Here is a 19,008-nt window from a genome sequence, read left to right on the forward strand (position 1 = left end):
GTCTACGGTCGGCGTCCTCCACGCAAGCCCCGCTCCGCGGGGCCCGCTCCTCCGACAATCTCGGACGCGCTGCGCTTATTTCGCCCGAGATTCTCTCCCCCACGGCCCTCCGGGTGGCGCTCCGTCCTTCTCCCTGACAGGCACATTCGTGCCTTCAGGGCAAAGAAACGAGAGGTAGGAGACAGACCATGACGAACACCAACATCAACGTCGGCACCCTCATCGAGGCGGACCCGAACACCATCACCCTGGAAACGAACGTGCGCACCGAAGCACGACTCGACACCGGATTCCTCGACAGCATCCGCGCCAACGGCGTCCTGACCCCGGTACTCGGCCACCGCACCCCCGACGGCACAGTGCACGTGAGAGCAGGACAACGCCGAGTACTCGCCGCACGCGAGACCGGACTCACCAGCATCCCCGTGTACCTCGTCGACGCACAGGGCGAAGAAGCCGACCGCATCATCCAGCAACTGGTCGAGAACGAGCAACGCGACTCGATGACCGACACAGACAAGGTCGCCGCGTACAAGAGACTCGAACTCGAAGGCCTCACCGTGACCGCCATCGCCAAGCGCACCGGCACCAAGCGCGAAGAGGTCAAGACCAGCCTCGAAGTAGCGGGAAACACCACGGCCTCAGAGGCCATCAGCGCCCACGCGCTCACCCTCGATCAAGCCGCGGTGCTCATGGAATTCGACGGTGACCAGAAAGTCGTTGCCGCTCTGATCGAGGCCGCCACGAACAACCCCGAGCAGTTCGCCTACAACGCGCAACGCGCCCGCGACGACCGAGACCGAGAAAACCTGCGCCTCGCCACCATCACCGACCTCACCGCGAAGGGCTTCACAATCCTCGACGACCGCCCGTCGTGGGACGACCGCACCCTCGTCCGCATCCGGGACCTGGCGACCGCAGACGGACAGCCCGTAACGATCGATGCGATCACTGGACTCGACGGTGCATCCGCGTACGTGCAGGTCTACCGCTCCGGAACCGCGGACATCACCTACTACCTCAAAACCCCCAAGGCCCACGGATTCAAGAAGCGGAACTCCGGCGGTGACGCCCCGCGCGGACCCATGACCGACGAGGAGAAAGCCGAACGGAAAACGATCATCGAGAACAACAAGGCATGGGATGCCGCCGAGACCGTACGCCGCGAATGGCTCACCACATTCCTCAGCAGAAAGACCCTCCCCCAAGAACACCCACAGATCATCGCGGAACTACTCACAGCAGGTCGTCACCACGTGTCGTCCGCGCTCAGGCACGGCAACGCCCTCGCCGCAAACCTGCTCAACATCACCCAACCGGCCAACGGATACAACACCAACCGATTCGAGGGCTACCTCGCAGACCACCCGATCAAAGCCCAGCACGTCGCCCTGGCGATCACCCTCGGCGGCATCGAGGAGAACACCGGTCGCAGCACCTGGCAGCACCCAAGCACCACCACCGCCCGTTACCTGGAGATCATCGCCGACTGGGGCTACCCGCTGACACCCGTCGAGAAGATCGCCGCGAGGATCGAACCCACCACCTCCGAGTAACACCCAACGGAACTGGTCGCTCGGGATCCCGGGCGACCAGTCCCGCAGAACCCAGATGCCCGAGGATCCGCGCCGGGCGAAACCAGCGTCATCGCCGAGAGACGTTCCACAACATCTCCCGGAACACCGCTGGGAGCCAACCTCGTGCGTGCTGCGCGACTACGGCCGCAACCCGCAAGAATGAGGACTCCGAGAAGACCCGTCCGCGCCGTCTCAGAGACGCATCGCCCCAGTGGGCAGTCTCCGCGACGACGCACGCGGACACAAGAAGGAACGAAATATGAGACCGATGGATGGAACAGACTGGCGCGATATCGGGCCGGTGTACCCCGCTCCTATACTGGACCCCCTCCTCGGTCCGCTCGGCGTCGTCGGAGCCGGGGCGGTTCTGGTCGTTTCAACCCTGACCGCTCTCCTGATCCTCATCAAACCCGAGGGCGAGAAGAGCAGTCCAGCGTTCCTCTACGCGGCAATGGTGCTCGTGGGCGTTCTCATATCGGTGGCCCGCGCAGACTGGTCGACTCTCGTCTACGCGGTGCTGATCCTGCCGGCGTTCATTGGTATCCGCTGGCTGTACCGCAAGCTCACCAGAACCCAGGTGCCCTAGGGATCGCAAGTCGCACGACGCACCCCCTCTTCCCCGGCCGGTTTCGTGACAGCCAACGACCAGTTCCGTGACATCCGCCGGACTGCGGATCGAAGTCTCCACAGCCCGCAGAGCATCCGACGCCGGGTGCCCTGGCATCGTTCTCAGCCTGCGTCTGTTTCTGATTCGCGCTCGGCCTCGAAGTTGGTCGGAAACCGGGTCTCGTCTATCTCGAAACTGACACGCTTGCCCTCGCCGTCCTTGACGAGCCGAATCGCCTCCGCCTTGGAACGGGCCAAGACGGCCTCGGTGACGACGGCACTCTCACGGAACGAGACGTAGTAGACGTCCTTACCCATCGGAGATCCCGGCGTCTCGCCTCGACCGCTGACGGTGCCGCTCTGCTGCTCGATACACACTCGCCCGGGACGTATGGAACAGCGTCGCGACCTCCCCTGGGGTGAACTCGCCCTGCTCGAGTTGACGCGCGATTGCCGCGTCCTCCCTGGGCGAGAACCGGGGCTGGCGCCCCTTGAGCTTCGCGCGCACGCTCGGCCGCGCCATCGCCTCCCGCGTACGCAGGCTAATCCATCCGCCCTCGGCCTCGGCGAGAGCAGCCAGGAAGGTCATGAACAGCTTGCTGAACGGATCACGCGGGTCATAGACGCTGTGCGTGAACTGGAAGATGACACCGCGTTCCGTGATCTCACGAACCAGCCGGAGAGTCTCCTCCGCGTTGCGCGCGAAACGGTCGAGCCGAGGGACGATGATCTTGTCGCCCTCACGCACCGCCGCGAGCAGGGTCTGCAGTCCTGCTCTCTCGATGGTCTTGCCCGTGAAGCCGTGGTCGAAAAAGATCCTCTCCTTCCGGATGCCTTGCCCGAGCAAGAAGAGCCGCTGCGCTTCGAGATCCTGCCCGACAGTCGAGACCCGCGAATAGCCGAACTCCATCAGACGGCTTCCAACCCACTGAGGCGAGCCCGATCACTGATCGCGGTCCAAGCTTCATGCCATACCTGGCTGATCGTCTCCGTGGCCTCGTCGTCCATGCCGTAGAAGTGACCGGCATGCGCAGCAAAGCGGCTGATCGTGCTGAACACCCGGTAAGCGTCCCAGCCAACCCTCGACGGCAGCATCGCGTTCCTCGCGAACACAGCTACACCTCGAACCTCTGCCCGTGCGTCTGGATCGAGTTCAGGCAGATCATTCGCGTTCAGCGATCGGCCAGCCTCGCGCGCTTCGTGAATCAACGCGTGGTAGGCATCTTTGACCCGTTCCTCGATCGCCAGTACCCGGCGCCCGGCACCCTTCCAACCCTTCAGACGCCCAGACGGTGTATGACCCTGGTATGGCACCAGCCGGCGCAACCACTCGGCATCCTCAGCAAAGCCTCCGAGATCGCAGAACGCCGGCAAGGCGCTGCGGACGAGCCAATCGGAAGCCAGCTCGGGGCTGATCACTTTCCAGCGCCCGTCCACGTGGCACGCACACCCGCATCTCCCAATCTGGTCGACGTCGACATCCCACGCATCACGTGTGCACCCGCGGTGCTCTCCGACGTTGCAATCGCCCGAAACAGCGGCACTCACCAAGGCCCCCCAAGCTAGCTGGTGAAATGAAGCCTAAGGACACGGTGGTCGCTCGTGCGCCACCGGATAAACCTTGTGAGCGCGAATAGCCCTCCTCCGGCACCGGCGATGAACATTGGCCAGTACGTATCCCCGCCGATCCAGCTCATGATCACCAACACAACCACGACCATGAGGATGCTCAGCCAGAAGAGCGATCGAGCAGCCCGGCGGCGCTCGAACAACACCAGCACCACCTCGCGTTGATCATCCTCTGGGAGCGCCCCGAAGACGAGTTGTGCCTCATCGTCGTCGATCTGCGCTTCAACCACGTCGGCCAGACGATGGATGCGCCGATCGAGCGAAACGCCTTTCCTATTCCGTCTGCTCAGTCTGTAGAGGGCTTCTTCCTGAGCCTTCGCGCTGATCCTGCTGTCATCAGACATGGTCACTCCCCCGCCCGATCCACTGGCGCAGACATAACCCTGCGAACCAGAGCACCGCGCTGCACGAGTAGTACCAGCGATCCGACGACAACAGCAGCCACCGACCCGACAACAACGACGCATGCCCACCCGAGGATCGGCAGGTCGTTCGTGAACGCTCTGATCGCGGTTAAGAACGCCCAGACACTGGTAGTCGTCAGCAGGATCACGACGAGTACCTGCAATGCCACGTAAGCGCGGTATTGGTTTCCGATGAAGCTCCTCAGGAAATAGACCGAGACCATCCCCTTATCAAATAGCTCTTCATCCGTGATCTCGTCTAGCTTCGCCATGAGCGCAACCTCTCCGTCTCATATGGGCACCCCCAAATGAGATGCACGGCGGACAGCCTATGTGAGACCACTGACATCCCGGACTGACGCCTGTGGAGAGAGACGCCGAGGCGTCTCATTTGAGGAACGTTATACGGACAGCAGCCGCGTTACCTTCTCGAACGCGCCGCTCTGCGAAGACACGCACGATCGTTCGCGCACTCCCATTGGCCGATGCTGTCTGATCGCCAACTGCGGACGTACTGGCGTTGTCCCCATCGCCCGCACTGCCAGCAACACTCCAGGTCAGACACGGACGAAGGATACCGATCGCCTCTGACACTTCGATTCAGCCGGTGCTCACACGCCGTCTCCTTGTTGTGGTGCAGCGTGATGGTCTTCGTCGCGGCGATCATTTTCCGGGCGGCCCTTCGAGCCCTCTAGGGCTCGGGCTGGGCTCGGCGACCGTTTGCTGGACATCGCTCAGTCTGAGTCCTCGTCCGGCTATGAGGCGGTCACCTAGGCGTCGGTGATCTGACGACCGATCGTATTGAATTCATGGCCCCACGCTTTGGCGCGCTCACCCAGCACACCCTGAACAGCGGCCAACCCCACCAAGTCCCGGAAGCGCCGCAAGCTGTCAGCCATTCGAACGTTCAACCTCTTGTAGAACTCGGCGGACAGCGAGAAATCTTCGAGCATCTGCTGAAATAGTGCGTGGAGGTCGTCGTCGTCATCCAGTGCGGCCCGCTCGGCCACATCCCAGTAGGTTGAAGGACTCTCTTCTCGCTGGGGGTTATCAGCTAGGGCATCGAGATTGTAGAACCGGCCCTCTTGCCCATACCTGTTCAAGGCGGCCACAAGGTGTGGCCATACTGGATCTGCATCGACCGCAGCGAGGGCCTCATCGACGAATGACCGATGCGTCGCATGTTCCAGATTGGCGCGGATCACTTCCCGCAGTAGCTGCTCCATCTTGATGAGGTCGTGCCGGTACTCGTTCTTGAGAATCCTGGCCGGGAGCCATGTGCCGGTGTCTTCGACGTTCCGCAGGCCAAGACTGAGCTTCAACGTCTTCTCCACCCCGATGGAAAGCATCGTCATGATCGGGTCGCGCGTCGTCTCGATGAACGCCGCCGTGCGTAGCGCATGAACGCCGTAGGCGATCAAATGCTTCGCGGAATCCGACTCCTGGCTGAGATGTATCTCCTGAAGCATGGACAGCTCGTCACCGTAGCGATTAGGCACACCCACACTCTTGCAGAGGCAGCCAGGCATGCAGCCATTCGGTGGCAACACGGTGCCAGCAACGACGACGCGCGGCGCCATGAACCAGACGCGTAGGGAGGGACGGGCTTAGACGCCCGACCCTCCCTCAGTTACAACGGCTCGATAGTGATGGTGATTCCGGATACGCTCATCGTGACAGTGATGCGGAAGCCTGCATTCATCGGGTCCTCCCTTCTCTTCGGGATGCCCCCTCCCGTCCTGGCCGACGGAGGGGGCATCCGGCTATGAGGACACTCTCTCGCTAGACGGAGAAGGACAGCAAACCCGTTCAATCACGGCTTGGGCGGAGCGGGGAGCCGTCTACAGCGGAGACACGGCACGTTACCTGCGGAGGCCGGACGCCGTTCCAGCGGAGACAGACGACGCTTTGAGCGGTATCTTATAAGGAAGGATCTCAGTACCCCAGGTATCACTGGTACCCCTGGATCTCACGTCACTCCGCTGAGGACGTCTACTTTCTTTGCGGGAGCACCCATGGACGTCCCTTCAGAGGCCATCGAAGCGCTCGGTCGAGCCACCGATAAGTCCAAACGTAAGAGCACCGTTGCTCTCCCGATCGCCTATGTCAAGCGTGCCGATGCGACCCCCACGGCGGCCAGGCTGGTGCAGTCGCACGAGCTGCGACTCAAGCTGCACATGACCCTCGTGATGCAGGCAACGAGTGCGCCGTTCACAGTTCCCGATCGCCCGACGCAGTCTCTGGCTCGGTTGCTGAACCTGCCCTCGGACTCGGGGCCCCGACGGGCGAACGACGCCAAGAGGTGGTTGCGGAAGCACGAGCTCATCACCCCCGGCAAGCTTCCGGACGGAAAGCCCGGACTGCTTCTGCTGCACCCAGACGGCTCAGGGAAAACGTGGGAGGGAAACGGTAACCGCTGGGTCGGCGTTCCTTTTACCCTGTGGACCAACGGGTGGATTCTTCGGCTCAGCGGCCGAGCAATCGCTGCGCTCCTTGCCCTGCTCGAACTCAACGGCGGATCAAAGCATGATGACGGCGAGTTCATGGATGGTCACCGCAAGAAGCAGTACGGGCTCTCTGACGACACGTGGACACGGGCGACAAAGGAACTCGAGTACTACGGGCTCTTGCGTATGACCGAGGGCTACTGGGGAGACGACGAGTTCGAGCGCCGAAAGAGGAAGCGGTACTTCGTCATCCGCGACGCCCTCGACACTCCCCCGGATTGGGCGAAGCCCGACTTCACAGTCACCTGAGCCCTCTCACAGTCCAAGCACGCACCCGTCGCCAGACGGGTCAGCTCGCCTGGTGGAAAAGCCTGTTGCGCCGACCGCGGAGGACGCTCTTCTGAGCGTCCTGCTTGGCTTCGTTGACGATCTGCTCACGGACGGCAGGGTTGGAGAGGTCGCGGAGGTCAGAGGCGCGCGAGAGAAGTTCCACCTTGCCCGGGTCTGCGATCGTCATGCGGCCAGTGTACGCGAAACGTATGACATTAGGCCGGAGATCCGGCAGCACGGCCCGGGGTCTTTCGGGTCTTCTCCGCGAAGATCATCGCGAGGATGCCGGCGATGAGACGCAGGTCGTTCTCATCGTCTTCTGTGAGCGAGTCGGTTTCCGGTGCATCGACGGTGAGCAGGCCAAAACCCACCGTGGCAGATGTGATCGGAGTGGTGATGAACGTGTTGTAGCCATCGCCGGATCCTGCCCAGTCATCCGGTGCCTTCGAGATGTCGTCAACGAACAGCGACTTGCCGACCCGGAGCGTTTCGAACGCCTTGTCCCCCCGGTCAGTGCCGAGAATGAACGGCTGAGGCGCTGCGCGATGGCTGCCCGCAGCCCAGTCCACGACATCCATCCGACTCTCGTCGTCGCTGACTTGGTATACGACTGCGCGCACCAATGGTACTCCAGCCTGACTTCCTCGTCGGCTTGACGCCGCTGTACCTCGAAACGGTGAGCGCGCACCTCGACGGTTCTGATGAGACCGGGCTCATTGAACGACTGGTGAGAGCGGAGAATTGGCGCTGGACCGAGCATATCCGGCCGAGGCACAACTACTCACGCCGACCAGAGTCGTGCTTCGACAATCGAGGCACTCTGATGCGAGAGGCGTTTCTCGATGAGCTGGCGTCCGTTGCGCGGCGAGCACGCGTTCTCCCGAGAGCCGATGAGTCGTACGGAACCCGAGACGGCGTTCTCCTCGATCCCTGGCAGTTCGAGCACGCAGCGCAGCTCTGGGTCGAGCACGGACTACAGATTGAGCTCCATCCCCTATCCGGAAGGCCCGGGGAGATCCACGTACATGTGCCCTTGGCAGAAGGTGACGACGATGATCAGTGAAGCCGACGGCGACGATTGGGAGCAGCGCTTCTATGACTGCGTTGATCCGCCATCCGAGATTTCGTTTAGCGACTGCCTGCGCGAAATCGGCCTCGAAGCTCGAAGCATGCAGAACAACAAGCCAAGGTATCTCGTGGACGTCGCGGCCGAACTGGTGAAGACCGTGCTGACCAAGAATGTCGTCGATGGCAGACAGCCCGACATGAGCATCGCCTCGCACGTGCTGCGCGGCATCGTCAGCGGGTACGACGCGGTCACCCCGATGCACCGCTTCCAGGTCGCGCACTCGATGATCGATGTGGTGGACGCCCTCGTGGTGGACGAACTCAGCAAGCTCGTCATGCCGTCAAGGAACTCTCGGCTGACCTGGAAGCAAGCTGCCGATCTGGTTGGCCTTCCCGAATCAACGCTCCATTCTCGCTACGGCGACCGCGTCTACTACACGAAGGCATAGGGGCTGAGTGGCCGCTCTCAAAAACGAACGGTTCCTGCGATTCCGGTATTGGCCCATCTTGCCGGTGATTGAGCTCGAATAGCCACTCTCAAAACTCACGGGATTCGCGAGTCTCGATAACGCGTGAGTAGCTGAGAGTAAAATTAGATATGAAGCCTTCTACAACCCAGGGAACCCAGCTCGGTTATGTCCGAGTATCCACCGGCCAGCAGGACGAGCAGCTCCAGCTCGATGCGCTCGATAAGGTAAATGTCCTCAAGCGCAACAGGTACATCGACAAGGGTGTTAGCGGCGCGAAGGTGAGTCGGCCTGCGCTGGACGCGATGTTGGAAGACGCACAGCCTGGCGATGTCATCACGGTATACAAGCTTGACAGGATCGGACGATCGACAGCTCACGTCGCATCGCTCATCGCAGACCTGGCGGAGCGCGGCATCTTCATTCGCAGCATCGGTGACGGGCTCGACTCTACGACGAGCACGGGGAGAGCCATGCTCCAGATGCTGGCGATCTTCGCTGAGATGGAGCGCGACTTTAACCGAGAACGCACGATCGCCGGCCTCGCGGCCGCGAAAGCTCAGGGACGAGTCGGCGGTCGGCCTCGCGTAACCGACTCAGCCATGAACCGCCAAGCTCAGGCTCTACGAAACGCTGGCGAGAGCATCCCTGACATTGCCAAGGCGCTCGGCGTCAGCATTGCTACCGTTTACCGAGTCACAAAGGCGAGGGCTAGGGACAATCGTGACGTGTGAGGGCTGCGCCGTTCAGGCCTGCTCCTCGCGCGATGTACTCAACCACACTCGGTCATCCTCATCGTCATAGCTGACGATGCAGATCCTGGTCGCTAGTGCGGCTCGATCTTCTTCGAAGACATTGGCGCCTTCAAAGAACAGCTCCATTACGGCCTCCGAGGAGAGCTTTGTCGCCGATGGGGCGTTCCACCAATACAGCAGGAGCGCTTGGTTATTCCCCTCTGCTGCCGCGAGGGACATGGCGATGTGCTCCCACCACCACGAGTCCGTGGATCCAAGTGAGCATCCGAACACGATGAACAGATCGGTGTCACCGAACAAGTGGCCGTAGCGCTGGTCAACGCGGGCCCAGTAGGTCTTCGCCAGCTTGGCCGAAGCGCTCCGCGGGTTCCCATCACCGTTCGTTCCGAAGAGGATCGAGCGCGGGATGTCTTGATATCCATGCGGGTGCACGACCTGCGTCTCAACGTAGCTCGAGGAGTTGAAGTTCCAGCTGTCCCCGGACAGGCGCTTCGGATCTGTGTTGAACCAGAAGTTCGTATCCACGGTTGAGTGTGGCACCGGATCGAACTGCACCGGATCCATGTGGATGTAATCGTCCAGCATGGAGGTGTAATTGAAGTTGACGAAATAGTAGTTGTAGAGGTCGTAGTTCGCCTTACGCATCCCGAACGGAATCTTGCGCAGGTCGTCGGCACTAGCTATATCAGCCAGGAAACCAGATGCCGACTTCCTTGCCCATTCGTTCGCTTGGGAGTCTTCGCTCAAGCGAGACAGGAGCGGTGCACTCACTACCGAGTTGAGAAACTCTGAGAAGCAGTTCCGGACTTCATCGAGCGACGAGCGGATCTCGGATACCGGCACCCTTCGGCTTTCGAGACTTGTGATGCACGCTTCGATATCACTCCAGTTGAGCTTGCCGTCCTCCAGCGCCTGCTCCATTTCCTTGAGAACGAGATTAGAGGCATCTACGTTCTTCATCTTCATGAAGTGGTAGAAATCTGGGTAGCGTGTAGTGGTGGTCTGTGCGTACTCGCGCATGACCTGAATATCGAATCCATTCCCGACCAGCGCCATTATGTTGAACTGTCTACCGAACTGTGACGGCTCCGGGATGAATGGGTAGGGCATCGAAACATCTTTCTTTCGCATGGCGGCACGGAGGCCTCCGGTCGGTGCACTGATGCTACAGGGCTCCTGATGTGGCCCTGGCTGCAGTCTGGATCACGGCAGGGCGTAGCGCTTCTATCGTGCGGGAGGGGTTGCCTCGTCGCCACATGCGCCCGCCCCTACGGACGACGCAGCTCTCACCTAGCCGTCAGGACGACTCCAGCACCGCATCCAGCGTCGACGAGTAGCCATCGCGCCCCTCCCGCAAGAACTGGAAGAACGCGCCATAGTCGCGCGGAGTCAAGAAGTGGAAGGTGTACTTGTCGTCTTCCCGCATCGCATTGAGAGCGGCGAAGTGCGCCTTAGCCGCTGCGTATTTCGCACGGTTCTCGTCCGATGGCTCGTCGATCTCGTCATCGCTCTTGATCTCGACGACGACAACTCGGTCGTTCGTTGCGAGGAAGAAGTCCGGGTTGAAATGCCCCCGGCGGAAGTGCTCCCCCTTCCGCCAACCGAACTCGATATCGTAGAAGTCCTGATCGGTGGACTTGATCCAACCCACCAAGGCTGCGGCGTTGTCGGCCTTCACCAACTCCTTGATGAACAGCCTCTCGGGCTTATGGTTAGCGATCACGATGTTCTGAGGAGTCTTGAACAGGAACTTATTTGCTACCTCTTCAACCGCTGATCGCGGCAACGAGTCATCCTCCAAGACGTCGCTCAGAACTCGCTGCGTCTCTTCTTCGCTCAGCCCGCGCGAGTCCTCATCTATGAACACAGTGGCATCGCCGCGTCTCAGCGCGGAAACGTTGATGCTGTCTCGACGACGTTCCGCCGTCGAGTACGTGACGACCTCGTTTGGCCTCGACACGTAGCGAACTGTGTGGCTCGACTTTCGATGCACCACTCCGAAAGCCGACTGGAGTCTCTGTCGATTGTCTTCGCTGACCTGATCGCTAGTCTCCCCAACTCTCTCGAGCGACTCACGAATGAGGCTTTGCAACCAGCTGAGGGAGTACTTCTTCGCGTACTCAGTCGACTCCTCAAGATCGATCGCTCGGAACTTGGAGTGAATATGCTCGGCGACCTCGTCGATCGTGAACATGCGGTAACGGATCAGAGTTCGTTTATGGCGCTGACTACCGCTGAGGACGCGGCTGTATGTGGTTTCACGCTCTAGCTCCGAAACCTGCGAGACCAGCGTGACGTACCCCTTGGAGAAGTCGTACTCGGCGGGCGCCTCGTGCTCTTCCGCTTCCTGTGATTTGCTGTAGTCGATGTTCTGGAGGTCGAAATTGTAGTCGACCTCTTTCGATACAACCTGCGAAACCAATCGGCTCTCGATCTCAAGCACCTCGTCGACGAGGTGCCGAATTCGCGAGGACCACGAATCGTGATTGAAGACTGTGAGGATGGGTCGTTCACCTCGGTATGAATCCGGAACGCGTAGCCCTCTTCCCAGCACCTGGGCTATAAGAAGCTTGCTTGAGAAGGCGCGCTCCTCGTGCGGGACAACTTGAAACACGTTCTTGACGTCCCACCCCTCGGTGAGCATGCTCACTGAGACGATCCACTCGACGGAGCTATCAACTTGGTCGACAGATCCCAAGCTGACTACGTTTCGGCGATGGTCCGGATCCGATGTGACCGTGAGCACCTTGGAAGCCGCCTGATCTGCCGTGAGTCCCTCTCGTTCCCCGACGAATGAGGCAACCTCAGAGGCTAGACGCTTGGCAGCCGCGATGTCGCGCGTGACGAGCAGTGTTAGCGGCTTGACCTTGCGGTAGAAGCTCTTGTTGCCTTGATGGTTGTCGTAGATCTTCTGTAGCTTCTCATCTTGCGGCCCCGCGGAATCCTCGGCGACGTAGTCGATCGTCTTCACAACACCGGCGTCGATAGCGTTTCTAAGCGAATATCGGAAGATCACATCCGGGAAGTAGGAGTTGTCGACGTAACAGGTGCCTGAGAGACCCACGACGTAGCGAAAGCCGAGGTCCGCGTCAGCAACGAACTCCGCCCACCGGCGCATCTCCGCCGTGGAGTGCAGATGATGCGCCTCGTCGTTCAAGATCAGAGTTCGCTCACCCTTCCCTGCGAGCGTAGGTCGGATCGAGCTCCGTGAGGAGACGAACGTCGCGTGGAAGTTCTCGACGCACAAGCTGCCCGGCACGATGGACTCGGTCCCGTTGATTACAGCAGGCGCGGCGTAGGCGACAGCATCTGGCATCGCCGCTCGAAGGGCCTCACTTGCGGCCAGGCTCTTGAACTTCTCGGTGAGTCCAGCCTCGATCGTCAGCGACGGGCAAAGGACGAGCACTTGGTCGACAGCTCCGAGGGCGAGCATGATTGCGCCGACACCGTACATCACATAGCTCTTGCCAGTGCCGGTCGCGAGGTCGAGGCTGCACGACAACTGGTCAGGGAACAACAGCTTTCGCTCGGCGGCGAGTTCGGTTCCGTAGACTTCGCGCAGGGTGGGCGTCGCGTCGAGATTCTCGAGCATCAGTGCGCGAGCGTTCTCGTAGCGCCCACCGGCCAGATACCTCAGCGTTACCCGAATCGCATCCTTCTGATAGTCGCGTGTGCCGCACAGAGCATCGAGAAACGGCTCAAACGGTGTCAGGTCCAGCACACTGGGATCGATGGCTTTTGTCACCTTGAGCACAAGGTCCGTGTTAGTAAAGGAGGTCGTCACAGCGGACATCAGCTAGTTCCTCCAGGCGCCATCGCATCCACCCCGGCGCTGAAACTGCTGCGGGATTTGACCTCCGTGTACTCGTTGCCGAACACATCAAGGTAGACGATCATCACGAACTCACCCAATTTCTTCAAAGGAATGCTCAACGTCCACGCGTTCTCCTTGAGCTCCGCGGCAAAGACGGCGTCGTCGAGCACGAAAGGCGGAGCCGCCTTAGAGTCCGCGGCCTGGTCGTACGGATAGTCGTAGTCGATCAGCACTGCAGAGATGGTCTCTCTGTTGCCCCGCTCGGTCGCGCCGCGAGCCAACGCCTCACTGTGGAACTCTTCGATCTGGACGTACGCATGACCCCGTCCGTTCTCGGTTCCCTCCCAATACCGGCATCGCACGGTCGGCTGTTGAATGAAGTCAAATCCCACAGCATCCACCGTGCGGTTCACGTCTTCGGAACCGATCGGTTGGCGGAGCGCTTCGAACGGGCGGTCGTGGAGCTCGTTGACGATCGAGTACGGGATGCGCAAGACGTAGTAGCGAACATCGCCGCGATCGATGTAATCCTCAAGGAACGCCACGCTGGCGGCCGGAGCAATGATGAAGACGTCCGCGCTTGAGCGCGTGCCAATCTGAGAGTGCAGGTTGTCGATGAATCCGTGATCCAGAACAACGCCGCCATCCTGGCGATGATTGAACACCAGAACGTCCGCACCGTTGCGGTATCCATCGAGGGCGACGCCTGCAACAGAGTGCGGCTCATCAGTACATCCGAAGAGATTGAGGCCGAAGAATCGCCACTCCGGCCAGGCCAGTTCGCGGAGCCGCGCGAAGTCGTATAGCCCCGCATTGCTGAGAGTGAATGCTGCGGGAGTGAGGTCTCGCCCCTTATTACCTATATTCGCCTTGAGAGTCAGCATTCGCTTCTGAATCGTGTAGACGGCAAGCTTGCCGGAGTCCATGGCGATCCACCGTCGCCCCAGCTTCTCGGCCACAGCGGGCGTTGTGCCGGACCCAGCGAACGCATCAAGGACGAGGTCGCCGGGTTTGGTCGTCGCGTTCATGATTCGCTCCAGCAGCGCTTCTGGCTTCTGCGTCGGGTACCTCTGGTTCTGACTGCGGTCAGCGGGCTGGAGCATCGACATACGCCAAACATCGTCGACAGTCTTGACGGCGGTTTCTTGGTAGACCACCTTGCCGTCCTCCCCCTTCACGTTGACCACCTTCTGCGTCTCCTTGTCCCATCTCCGCGCGAGTTGCTTGACCGCTCCCCCCCTCGCGCAGCTCCTTGAGGGGCGAAAAATTGAACGTGGAGGATTTCGAGTACCAGTAGATGACGTCGTGGTTAGACGCGAACCGCTTAATGTTGCCCTGCATCTTGTTGTAGTAGTGCCAGACAATCTCATTGCGGAAGTTCCGCTCGCCAAACACCTCGTCCATCAAGACTTTGACGTAGTGACCCTTCTTCGAATCCAGGTGCACGAAAATGGAGCCATCGTCGGCCATGAGCTCTCGCAGCATCACGAGTCGACGGCGCAGAAACTCCAAGAAGGCGGCGCCCACGACTCGGTCTTGATACGCGCGTTCCTCATCGCCCCCGACGAAATCTCGGGCCGACGCGAACGGAGGATCGATGTATACAAGGCGCACGCCCGGCTGCCCGTCAGCGCTCTTGAGCTCTCCGCTCCGCTTCATGTCGAGCAGCGTCTTCGCCGCCTGCAAGTTGTCCCCGAAGATCAGCTGGTTAGTCCAACCCGACTCGTCAGGCTGTCCGAACTCTCGAATCACCTGGAGAGGGACAGCCATCGCCCCAGCGATGATGTCTTCCTCGCGCTCCTTCCCGGCTTGAGGCCTTTAGCCAAGCGTGTGACCAGCCAGCGCTCGTAGCTCCTACCTCGGTGCGAGTCGCGGTCGATCAGCATTGGGAGCATGCATCAGCTCTGATCCAAGCAGTCAACTCTGAAGATGCCTCCACTCGCAGCGTAAACCTAGGGCTTTCCTCTGACGCGCTCTCCGCGACAGTCAGGGATTACTTCGGAATTGAGAGCTTCGGGCGCCGCTAGGTTGGCTCCGCGCCACCTACGCCGTCGCAGGATCTCGTACTGATGCACCTCGTGAGAGAGCAGTCACCCTTCTGGGGCTCGTCATTGAGGACCGGCGCCCTCGCCGTCTGTGCCAGGACACACGCCCGAGACAGAGCTCGACAGATTCGCTCGACAGAAATCAGTCGTCATCGCCAATTTGTGGTGGTTTGCGTTGGTTTCATGAAGATAGGGAAATCCCAGATCGGCAGCAGATACCGCAAATTGCCGCAAGGTTCGAGTCTAGTACGCCCAGCTCCCGGAGGTCGCAGGTTCAAATCCTGTCCCCGCAACAAGAGAAAGGCCCCCGATCCTCGGATCGGGGGCCTTTCGCCTTCCCCGGAGAGCTCGACGATCACCCGCACCGTCGACGCCTGCTCGTCCGCGGAGGAGCGACCGGTACACGCCTGCCACGATCCTCCGTTTCCGCGGAGAACGGAAGCCCCTTCGCGGCACGGCACGGAGGTGCGAGCCTGAAGGGTCACCCCGCGGACGGGAGCGTGCACCCGCCGCGCACACCGAGGAGCTAACTCATGGGACGACTCACCTACGAGGGCGGGCCCAAGGTCGAGATCGAGGATCGCGCTCTGACGCACCTCCAGCTCGTCATGACGGCGAAGCTGCGCCGCGGCGAGCCGTTCCCCTTCTCCTGGCGCGAGGATGCCAGCGTCGGAGGCGGCCGGACCACGGTCTGGATCCATCCCTCCAGCTCGCTGGTCTTCAAGTACTTCGGGAGCCGACCGCCGCGCCTGAACCATGCATGGATGCGGGACCTGGCCGTCACGGCGTCCCAGCCCTCGGGCCTGTACCTCACCCCGGAACCTCCGCAGGACCACGACGGGCCCTCCGGCTACGAGGGCGAGGGTCTGATCTGACCGTCCCCGAACGCCGCGGATGAGCGGGGAGGCGGACTACTCCGCCGCGCCCTGCTCCATGTCGAGCAGCTTCTGGACCGCCTCGGTCAGGCGCTTGTCGGCCTCGCCGAAGGCCTCGAGGTCGCCTGCCTTCAGCGCCGTGTCACGGTCGAGCAGGGCCTGCTGCGCCTGCGCGAGCGCGTCGGCCTCGGCGTCGGTCGGCGCCGCCGGCTCCTCGGTCGTGGGGACCTCGCCCGTCTCGGGGTCCGGCTCCGTCGGCTCGACCTCGTCGTCACCGCCCGTCGCCCCCGAGTCCCCGCCGAACAGCGCGTCCAGCGCCTCCGTCAGCGTGTCCTCGAACGCGACCCGGTCGCCGAACGCGACCAGCACCTTCTGCAGACGGGGAAGCTGCGTGCCCTCCGACGACTGCACGTAGACGGGCTGCACGTAGAGCAGACCGCCACCCACCGGCAGGGTGAGCAGGTTTCCGTAGATGACCTCCGACTCCCCCTGCTGGAGCAGGTTGAGCTGCGGTACGACCGCCGTGTCGGAGTTGTACGTGTTCTGCACCTGCCCGGGACCCGGCACCGTGGTGTCGTCGTTGATCTCGAGCATACGCAGTTGACCGTAGCCTTCCGCCTTGACGCCCGCCTCGGATCCGGCATCCGAATCGACCGCCAGGTAGCCCATCAGGACGTCTCGGCTGCTCCCGGCGCCCTGCGACGCGGGGATGAAGGTCGAGAACATGGAGAACCGCGCTCCCTCCTGCCCCGGCATCTGCATCGTCAGGTAGTACGGCGGCTGCAGCATGTCGTTGCTGCGCGGGTCGTTGGGCGTCTGCCACCGGTTGTCCTGTTGGGCGAAGGAGCCCGCGGTGTCGATGTGGTAGATGCCCAGGATGTCGCGCTGCACCTTGAAGAGGTCGGTCGGGTAGCGCACGTGGCTCATGAGCTCGCCCGACATCTCGCTGATCGGCTTGACGGTCGAGGGGTAGACCTTCTGCCAGGTCTTCAGCACCGGGTCCTCGTCGTCCCACGCGTAGAGCGTCACCGATCCGTCGTAGGCGTCGACGGTGGCCTTGACGGAGTTGCGGATGTAGTTGATCTCGTCGATCGCCAGGTTCGGCGCCCGGACGTTCGAGTCGGCGATCGCATCCGACAGGCTCACACTCGTGGAGTACGGGTAGGTCGAGCTGGTGGTGTATCCGTCGACGATCCAGACAATGCGTCCGTCGACGACGCTCGGGTACGGGTCGCTGTCGAGCTCGAGGTACGGAGCGACCTTCTGCACGCGCGTCTTGGGGTCGCGGTCGTAGAGGATCTGCGAGTCCTCGTTCACGAGGTTCGAGAACAGGATCTGCTCCGACTGGAACTTCAGCGCGTACAGGAGCTTCGTGAAGGTGTCGCCGATGCTCGGGCCGCCCTCGCCCTCGAACGTCGTCTTCGTCTCGTTCGAGCCGTCCTTGCCGCGCGGGTAGTCGATCTCGACCGGGTCGCGACCCTCGGGGGCGCCGACGATGGAGTACTCCGGCGAGTTCTCACCGAAGTAGACGCGGGGCTCGAAGTCCTCCCGCTCGGAGAGGAATCCGGCCGAGGGGATGCCGCGCTCCAGGAACACCGGCTCGCCGTCGCTCGTGCGCTGGTTGCCCGCCGCCGCGACGAGGCCGTAGCCGTGGGTGTACACCGCCACGCGGTTGTTCCAGTTGTCCCCCTCGCCGAGGCGCGTGATGTCGAGGTCGCGCACGGCGACGACCGTGTCCTGCATCTGGCCGTCGATCTCGTAGCGGTCGACGTCGAGCGTCTCCTCGAACTGGTAGTAGGCGCGGTACTGCTCGAGCTGGCGCACCGCCGGGCTGATGACCTTCGGGTCCATGATGCGGATCGACGCCGTGGTGTCGGCATCCGCCCGCAGCTGGCCCGCCTCGGCATCCGTCTCGGCCTCGAAGCTGGTCGTCTCGAGGTCGGCCACGTCGTACGCGGCCTTCGTGCCGTCGATGTTCCGCTGGTAGAACTCGGCCTGGTACGCGTTCTGGTTCGGCTTCACCTGGAAGGTCGTGACCACCCAGGGGTAGCCGACGCCCACGACCAGCGAGGCGACGATGAGCAGCGCCGTGGCCGCGAGAGGAAAGCGCCAGCGGCCGATGACGGCGGTCACGAAGAACAGCACGGCGACCAGCGCCGCCACGATCGCCAGGATCGCGAGACCGGGGATCGTCGCGTTGACCCCGGTGTACGCGGCACCCGTGATGCGGTCGTCCGGTGAGACGAGGGTCTTGTAGCGGTCGAGCCACAGGCTCACCGCCTGCACGAGGAGGTAGAGACCCGCGATGACCGCGAGCTGGATGCGGGCGGCCTTCGAGATGCGCAGCTCACCCTGCCCGATGCGCACCGAGCCGTAGAGGTAGGAGACGAGCGCGGTGACGAGCAGTGAGAGCAGCAGCACCGCCGAGGCGAACGCCAGCGCGATCGAGTAGAACGGCATCGCGAACATGTAGAAGCCGGTGTCGATGCCGAACTGCGGGTCGACGCTGTCGGTGGCGACGCCGTTCGCCCACAGCCAGACCGTCTTCCAGTTGCCCGCCGCCGCGAAGCCCGCGAAGATTCCGAAGAAGATCGGCATGCCCCACATCGCCAGCCGGCGCAGCGGCTCGATGACCTCCTGGTAGCGGTCGAGCTGCGAGCTCAGCCGCACGTAGACCGGCCGCAGGCGGTACGCGAGCTGGATCACGACGAACAGCGGCACGGCCATGCCGAGGAACCCGACGAGGAACATCACCACCGTGGCGATCCACTGCGTGGTGAGCACGCCCGTGAAGCCCAGCTGGTCGAACCAGAGGAACTCCGTGTAGAGCGAGGCGAACACGAAGAATCCGGCGATCAGCGCGGCGATGATCGCGAGCGAGATGCCGAAGATGCGTCGGGAGGTTCGAGGAGTGGCCGGGTTCGGGGCTGAGGTCGAGGTCACCTCTCCATCCTAGGCTCGCGTCACTGTGCGCAGGCTGTCATCCGGGTC

Annotated in this window: 19 protein-coding genes; 6 read left to right on the forward strand and 13 right to left on the reverse strand. The window is 61.9% G+C overall.

Annotated features, from left to right (window positions below; all coding sequences use genetic code 11):
* Positions 1-188 precede the first annotated feature (188 nt).
* Positions 189-1,556: a ParB/RepB/Spo0J family partition protein gene (locus tag AB3M82_RS03045; RefSeq protein WP_412955509.1), complete on the forward strand. Its 1,368-nt coding sequence runs from the start codon at positions 189-191 to the stop codon at positions 1,554-1,556.
* 289 nt (positions 1,557-1,845) lie between these two features.
* Positions 1,846-2,163 (forward strand): hypothetical protein, encoded by a 318-nt coding sequence (locus AB3M82_RS03050; RefSeq protein ID WP_412955510.1) that lies wholly within the window; start codon positions 1,846-1,848, stop codon positions 2,161-2,163.
* Positions 2,164-2,306: 143 nt separating this feature from the next.
* On the opposite strand, the gene AB3M82_RS03055 is transcribed toward AB3M82_RS03050, so the two are convergent.
* From AB3M82_RS03055 to AB3M82_RS03080, 6 genes are all read right to left on the reverse strand, one after another.
* Positions 2,307-2,501 carry a hypothetical protein gene (locus AB3M82_RS03055; RefSeq protein WP_412955511.1) on the reverse strand — a complete coding sequence of 65 codons (195 nt, stop codon included), beginning with the start codon at positions 2,499-2,501 and terminating at the stop codon, positions 2,307-2,309.
* Positions 2,494-3,093: a recombinase family protein gene (locus tag AB3M82_RS03060; RefSeq protein WP_412955512.1), complete on the reverse strand. Its 600-nt coding sequence runs from the start codon at positions 3,091-3,093 to the stop codon at positions 2,494-2,496. Before AB3M82_RS03060 ends, AB3M82_RS03055 begins: the two co-directional genes overlap by 8 nt.
* On the reverse strand, positions 3,093-3,620 hold the full coding sequence (locus AB3M82_RS03065; protein WP_412955513.1) for a hypothetical protein: 528 nt from the start codon (positions 3,618-3,620) through the stop codon (positions 3,093-3,095). Before AB3M82_RS03065 ends, AB3M82_RS03060 begins: the two co-directional genes overlap by 1 nt.
* A gap of 125 nt (positions 3,621-3,745) precedes the next feature.
* Entirely contained in the window at positions 3,746-4,156 is a 411-nt protein-coding gene (locus AB3M82_RS03070; protein ID WP_412955514.1) for a hypothetical protein, read from the reverse strand.
* 2 nt (positions 4,157-4,158) lie between these two features.
* Positions 4,159-4,488, reverse strand: coding sequence for a hypothetical protein (locus AB3M82_RS03075; RefSeq protein WP_412955515.1), 330 nt, complete (start codon positions 4,486-4,488; stop codon positions 4,159-4,161).
* 498 nt (positions 4,489-4,986) lie between these two features.
* Positions 4,987-5,715 (reverse strand): hypothetical protein, encoded by a 729-nt coding sequence (locus AB3M82_RS03080; protein ID WP_412955516.1) that lies wholly within the window; start codon positions 5,713-5,715, stop codon positions 4,987-4,989.
* Between the two features lie 516 nt (positions 5,716-6,231).
* On the opposite strand from AB3M82_RS03080, the gene AB3M82_RS03085 reads away from it, so the two are divergent.
* Positions 6,232-6,972, forward strand: coding sequence for a hypothetical protein (locus AB3M82_RS03085; protein ID WP_412955517.1), 741 nt, complete (start codon positions 6,232-6,234; stop codon positions 6,970-6,972).
* Positions 6,973-7,012: 40 nt separating this feature from the next.
* Here AB3M82_RS03085 and AB3M82_RS03090 read toward each other — a convergent pair whose 3' ends face one another.
* Together AB3M82_RS03090 and AB3M82_RS03095 are read right to left on the reverse strand one after the other, a co-directional pair.
* Entirely contained in the window at positions 7,013-7,180 is a 168-nt protein-coding gene (locus AB3M82_RS03090) for a hypothetical protein (protein ID WP_412955518.1), read from the reverse strand.
* Between the two features lie 28 nt (positions 7,181-7,208).
* Entirely contained in the window at positions 7,209-7,571 is a 363-nt protein-coding gene (locus tag AB3M82_RS03095) for a hypothetical protein (RefSeq protein ID WP_412955519.1), read from the reverse strand.
* Positions 7,572-8,045: 474 nt separating this feature from the next.
* Here AB3M82_RS03095 and AB3M82_RS03100 point away from each other — a divergent pair, with 474 nt between their 5' ends.
* Together AB3M82_RS03100 and AB3M82_RS03105 are read left to right on the forward strand one after the other, a co-directional pair.
* Positions 8,046-8,510, forward strand: coding sequence for a hypothetical protein (locus AB3M82_RS03100; protein WP_412955520.1), 465 nt, complete (start codon positions 8,046-8,048; stop codon positions 8,508-8,510).
* 149 nt (positions 8,511-8,659) lie between these two features.
* Positions 8,660-9,262: a recombinase family protein gene (locus AB3M82_RS03105; protein WP_412955521.1), complete on the forward strand. Its 603-nt coding sequence runs from the start codon at positions 8,660-8,662 to the stop codon at positions 9,260-9,262.
* Between the two features lie 12 nt (positions 9,263-9,274).
* On the opposite strand, the gene AB3M82_RS03110 is transcribed toward AB3M82_RS03105, so the two are convergent.
* The 4 genes from AB3M82_RS03110 to AB3M82_RS03125 form a co-directional block, all read right to left on the reverse strand.
* Positions 9,275-10,393 carry an AbiH family protein gene (locus AB3M82_RS03110; RefSeq protein ID WP_412955522.1) on the reverse strand — a complete coding sequence of 373 codons (1,119 nt, stop codon included), beginning with the start codon at positions 10,391-10,393 and terminating at the stop codon, positions 9,275-9,277.
* Positions 10,394-10,580: 187 nt separating this feature from the next.
* Positions 10,581-13,076, reverse strand: a complete 2,496-nt coding sequence (locus tag AB3M82_RS03115; RefSeq protein ID WP_412955523.1) for a DEAD/DEAH box helicase — start codon at positions 13,074-13,076, stop codon at positions 10,581-10,583.
* Positions 13,076-14,284 carry a DNA methyltransferase gene (locus tag AB3M82_RS03120; RefSeq protein ID WP_412955524.1) on the reverse strand — a complete coding sequence of 403 codons (1,209 nt, stop codon included), beginning with the start codon at positions 14,282-14,284 and terminating at the stop codon, positions 13,076-13,078. The genes AB3M82_RS03115 and AB3M82_RS03120 overlap by 1 nt, the downstream gene beginning before the upstream one ends.
* Positions 14,184-14,867, reverse strand: a complete 684-nt coding sequence (locus AB3M82_RS03125; protein WP_412955525.1) for a DNA methyltransferase — start codon at positions 14,865-14,867, stop codon at positions 14,184-14,186. The genes AB3M82_RS03120 and AB3M82_RS03125 overlap by 101 nt, the downstream gene beginning before the upstream one ends.
* Before the next feature lie 808 nt (positions 14,868-15,675).
* Here AB3M82_RS03125 and AB3M82_RS03130 point away from each other — a divergent pair.
* On the forward strand, positions 15,676-16,017 hold the full coding sequence (locus AB3M82_RS03130; RefSeq protein ID WP_412955526.1) for a DUF7882 family protein: 342 nt from the start codon (positions 15,676-15,678) through the stop codon (positions 16,015-16,017).
* A gap of 36 nt (positions 16,018-16,053) precedes the next feature.
* Here AB3M82_RS03130 and AB3M82_RS03135 read toward each other — a convergent pair whose 3' ends face one another.
* Positions 16,054-18,960, reverse strand: coding sequence for a UPF0182 family membrane protein (locus tag AB3M82_RS03135; protein ID WP_412955527.1), 2,907 nt, complete (start codon positions 18,958-18,960; stop codon positions 16,054-16,056).
* Positions 18,961-19,008 lie beyond the last annotated feature (48 nt).

Source organism: Microbacterium californiense (assembly GCF_047246625.1).
Taxonomy (GTDB): Bacteria; Actinomycetota; Actinomycetes; order Actinomycetales; family Microbacteriaceae; genus Microbacterium.

Excerpts from the sequence above, each read along its gene's own strand:
- AB3M82_RS03045 (WP_412955509.1), top strand. The coding sequence starts at position 189 with ATGACGAACACCAACATCAACGTCGGCACCCTCATCGAGGCGGACCCG.
- AB3M82_RS03050 (WP_412955510.1), top strand. The coding sequence starts at position 1,846 with ATGGATGGAACAGACTGGCGCGATATCGGGCCGGTGTACCCCGCTCCT.
- AB3M82_RS03055 (WP_412955511.1), bottom strand. The coding sequence starts at position 2,501 with ATGGGTAAGGACGTCTACTACGTCTCGTTCCGTGAGAGTGCCGTCGTC.
- AB3M82_RS03060 (WP_412955512.1), bottom strand. The coding sequence starts at position 3,093 with ATGGAGTTCGGCTATTCGCGGGTCTCGACTGTCGGGCAGGATCTCGAA.
- AB3M82_RS03070 (WP_412955514.1), bottom strand. The coding sequence starts at position 4,156 with ATGTCTGATGACAGCAGGATCAGCGCGAAGGCTCAGGAAGAAGCCCTC.
- AB3M82_RS03075 (WP_412955515.1), bottom strand. The coding sequence starts at position 4,488 with ATGGCGAAGCTAGACGAGATCACGGATGAAGAGCTATTTGATAAGGGG.
- AB3M82_RS03085 (WP_412955517.1), top strand. The coding sequence starts at position 6,232 with ATGGACGTCCCTTCAGAGGCCATCGAAGCGCTCGGTCGAGCCACCGAT.
- AB3M82_RS03090 (WP_412955518.1), bottom strand. The coding sequence starts at position 7,180 with ATGACGATCGCAGACCCGGGCAAGGTGGAACTTCTCTCGCGCGCCTCT.
- AB3M82_RS03095 (WP_412955519.1), bottom strand. The coding sequence starts at position 7,571 with ATGGATGTCGTGGACTGGGCTGCGGGCAGCCATCGCGCAGCGCCTCAG.
- AB3M82_RS03100 (WP_412955520.1), top strand. The coding sequence starts at position 8,046 with ATGATCAGTGAAGCCGACGGCGACGATTGGGAGCAGCGCTTCTATGAC.
- AB3M82_RS03105 (WP_412955521.1), top strand. The coding sequence starts at position 8,660 with ATGAAGCCTTCTACAACCCAGGGAACCCAGCTCGGTTATGTCCGAGTA.
- AB3M82_RS03110 (WP_412955522.1), bottom strand. The coding sequence starts at position 10,393 with ATGCCCTACCCATTCATCCCGGAGCCGTCACAGTTCGGTAGACAGTTC.
- AB3M82_RS03115 (WP_412955523.1), bottom strand. The coding sequence starts at position 13,076 with ATGTCCGCTGTGACGACCTCCTTTACTAACACGGACCTTGTGCTCAAG.
- AB3M82_RS03125 (WP_412955525.1), bottom strand. The coding sequence starts at position 14,867 with ATGGCTGTCCCTCTCCAGGTGATTCGAGAGTTCGGACAGCCTGACGAG.
- AB3M82_RS03130 (WP_412955526.1), top strand. The coding sequence starts at position 15,676 with ATGGGACGACTCACCTACGAGGGCGGGCCCAAGGTCGAGATCGAGGAT.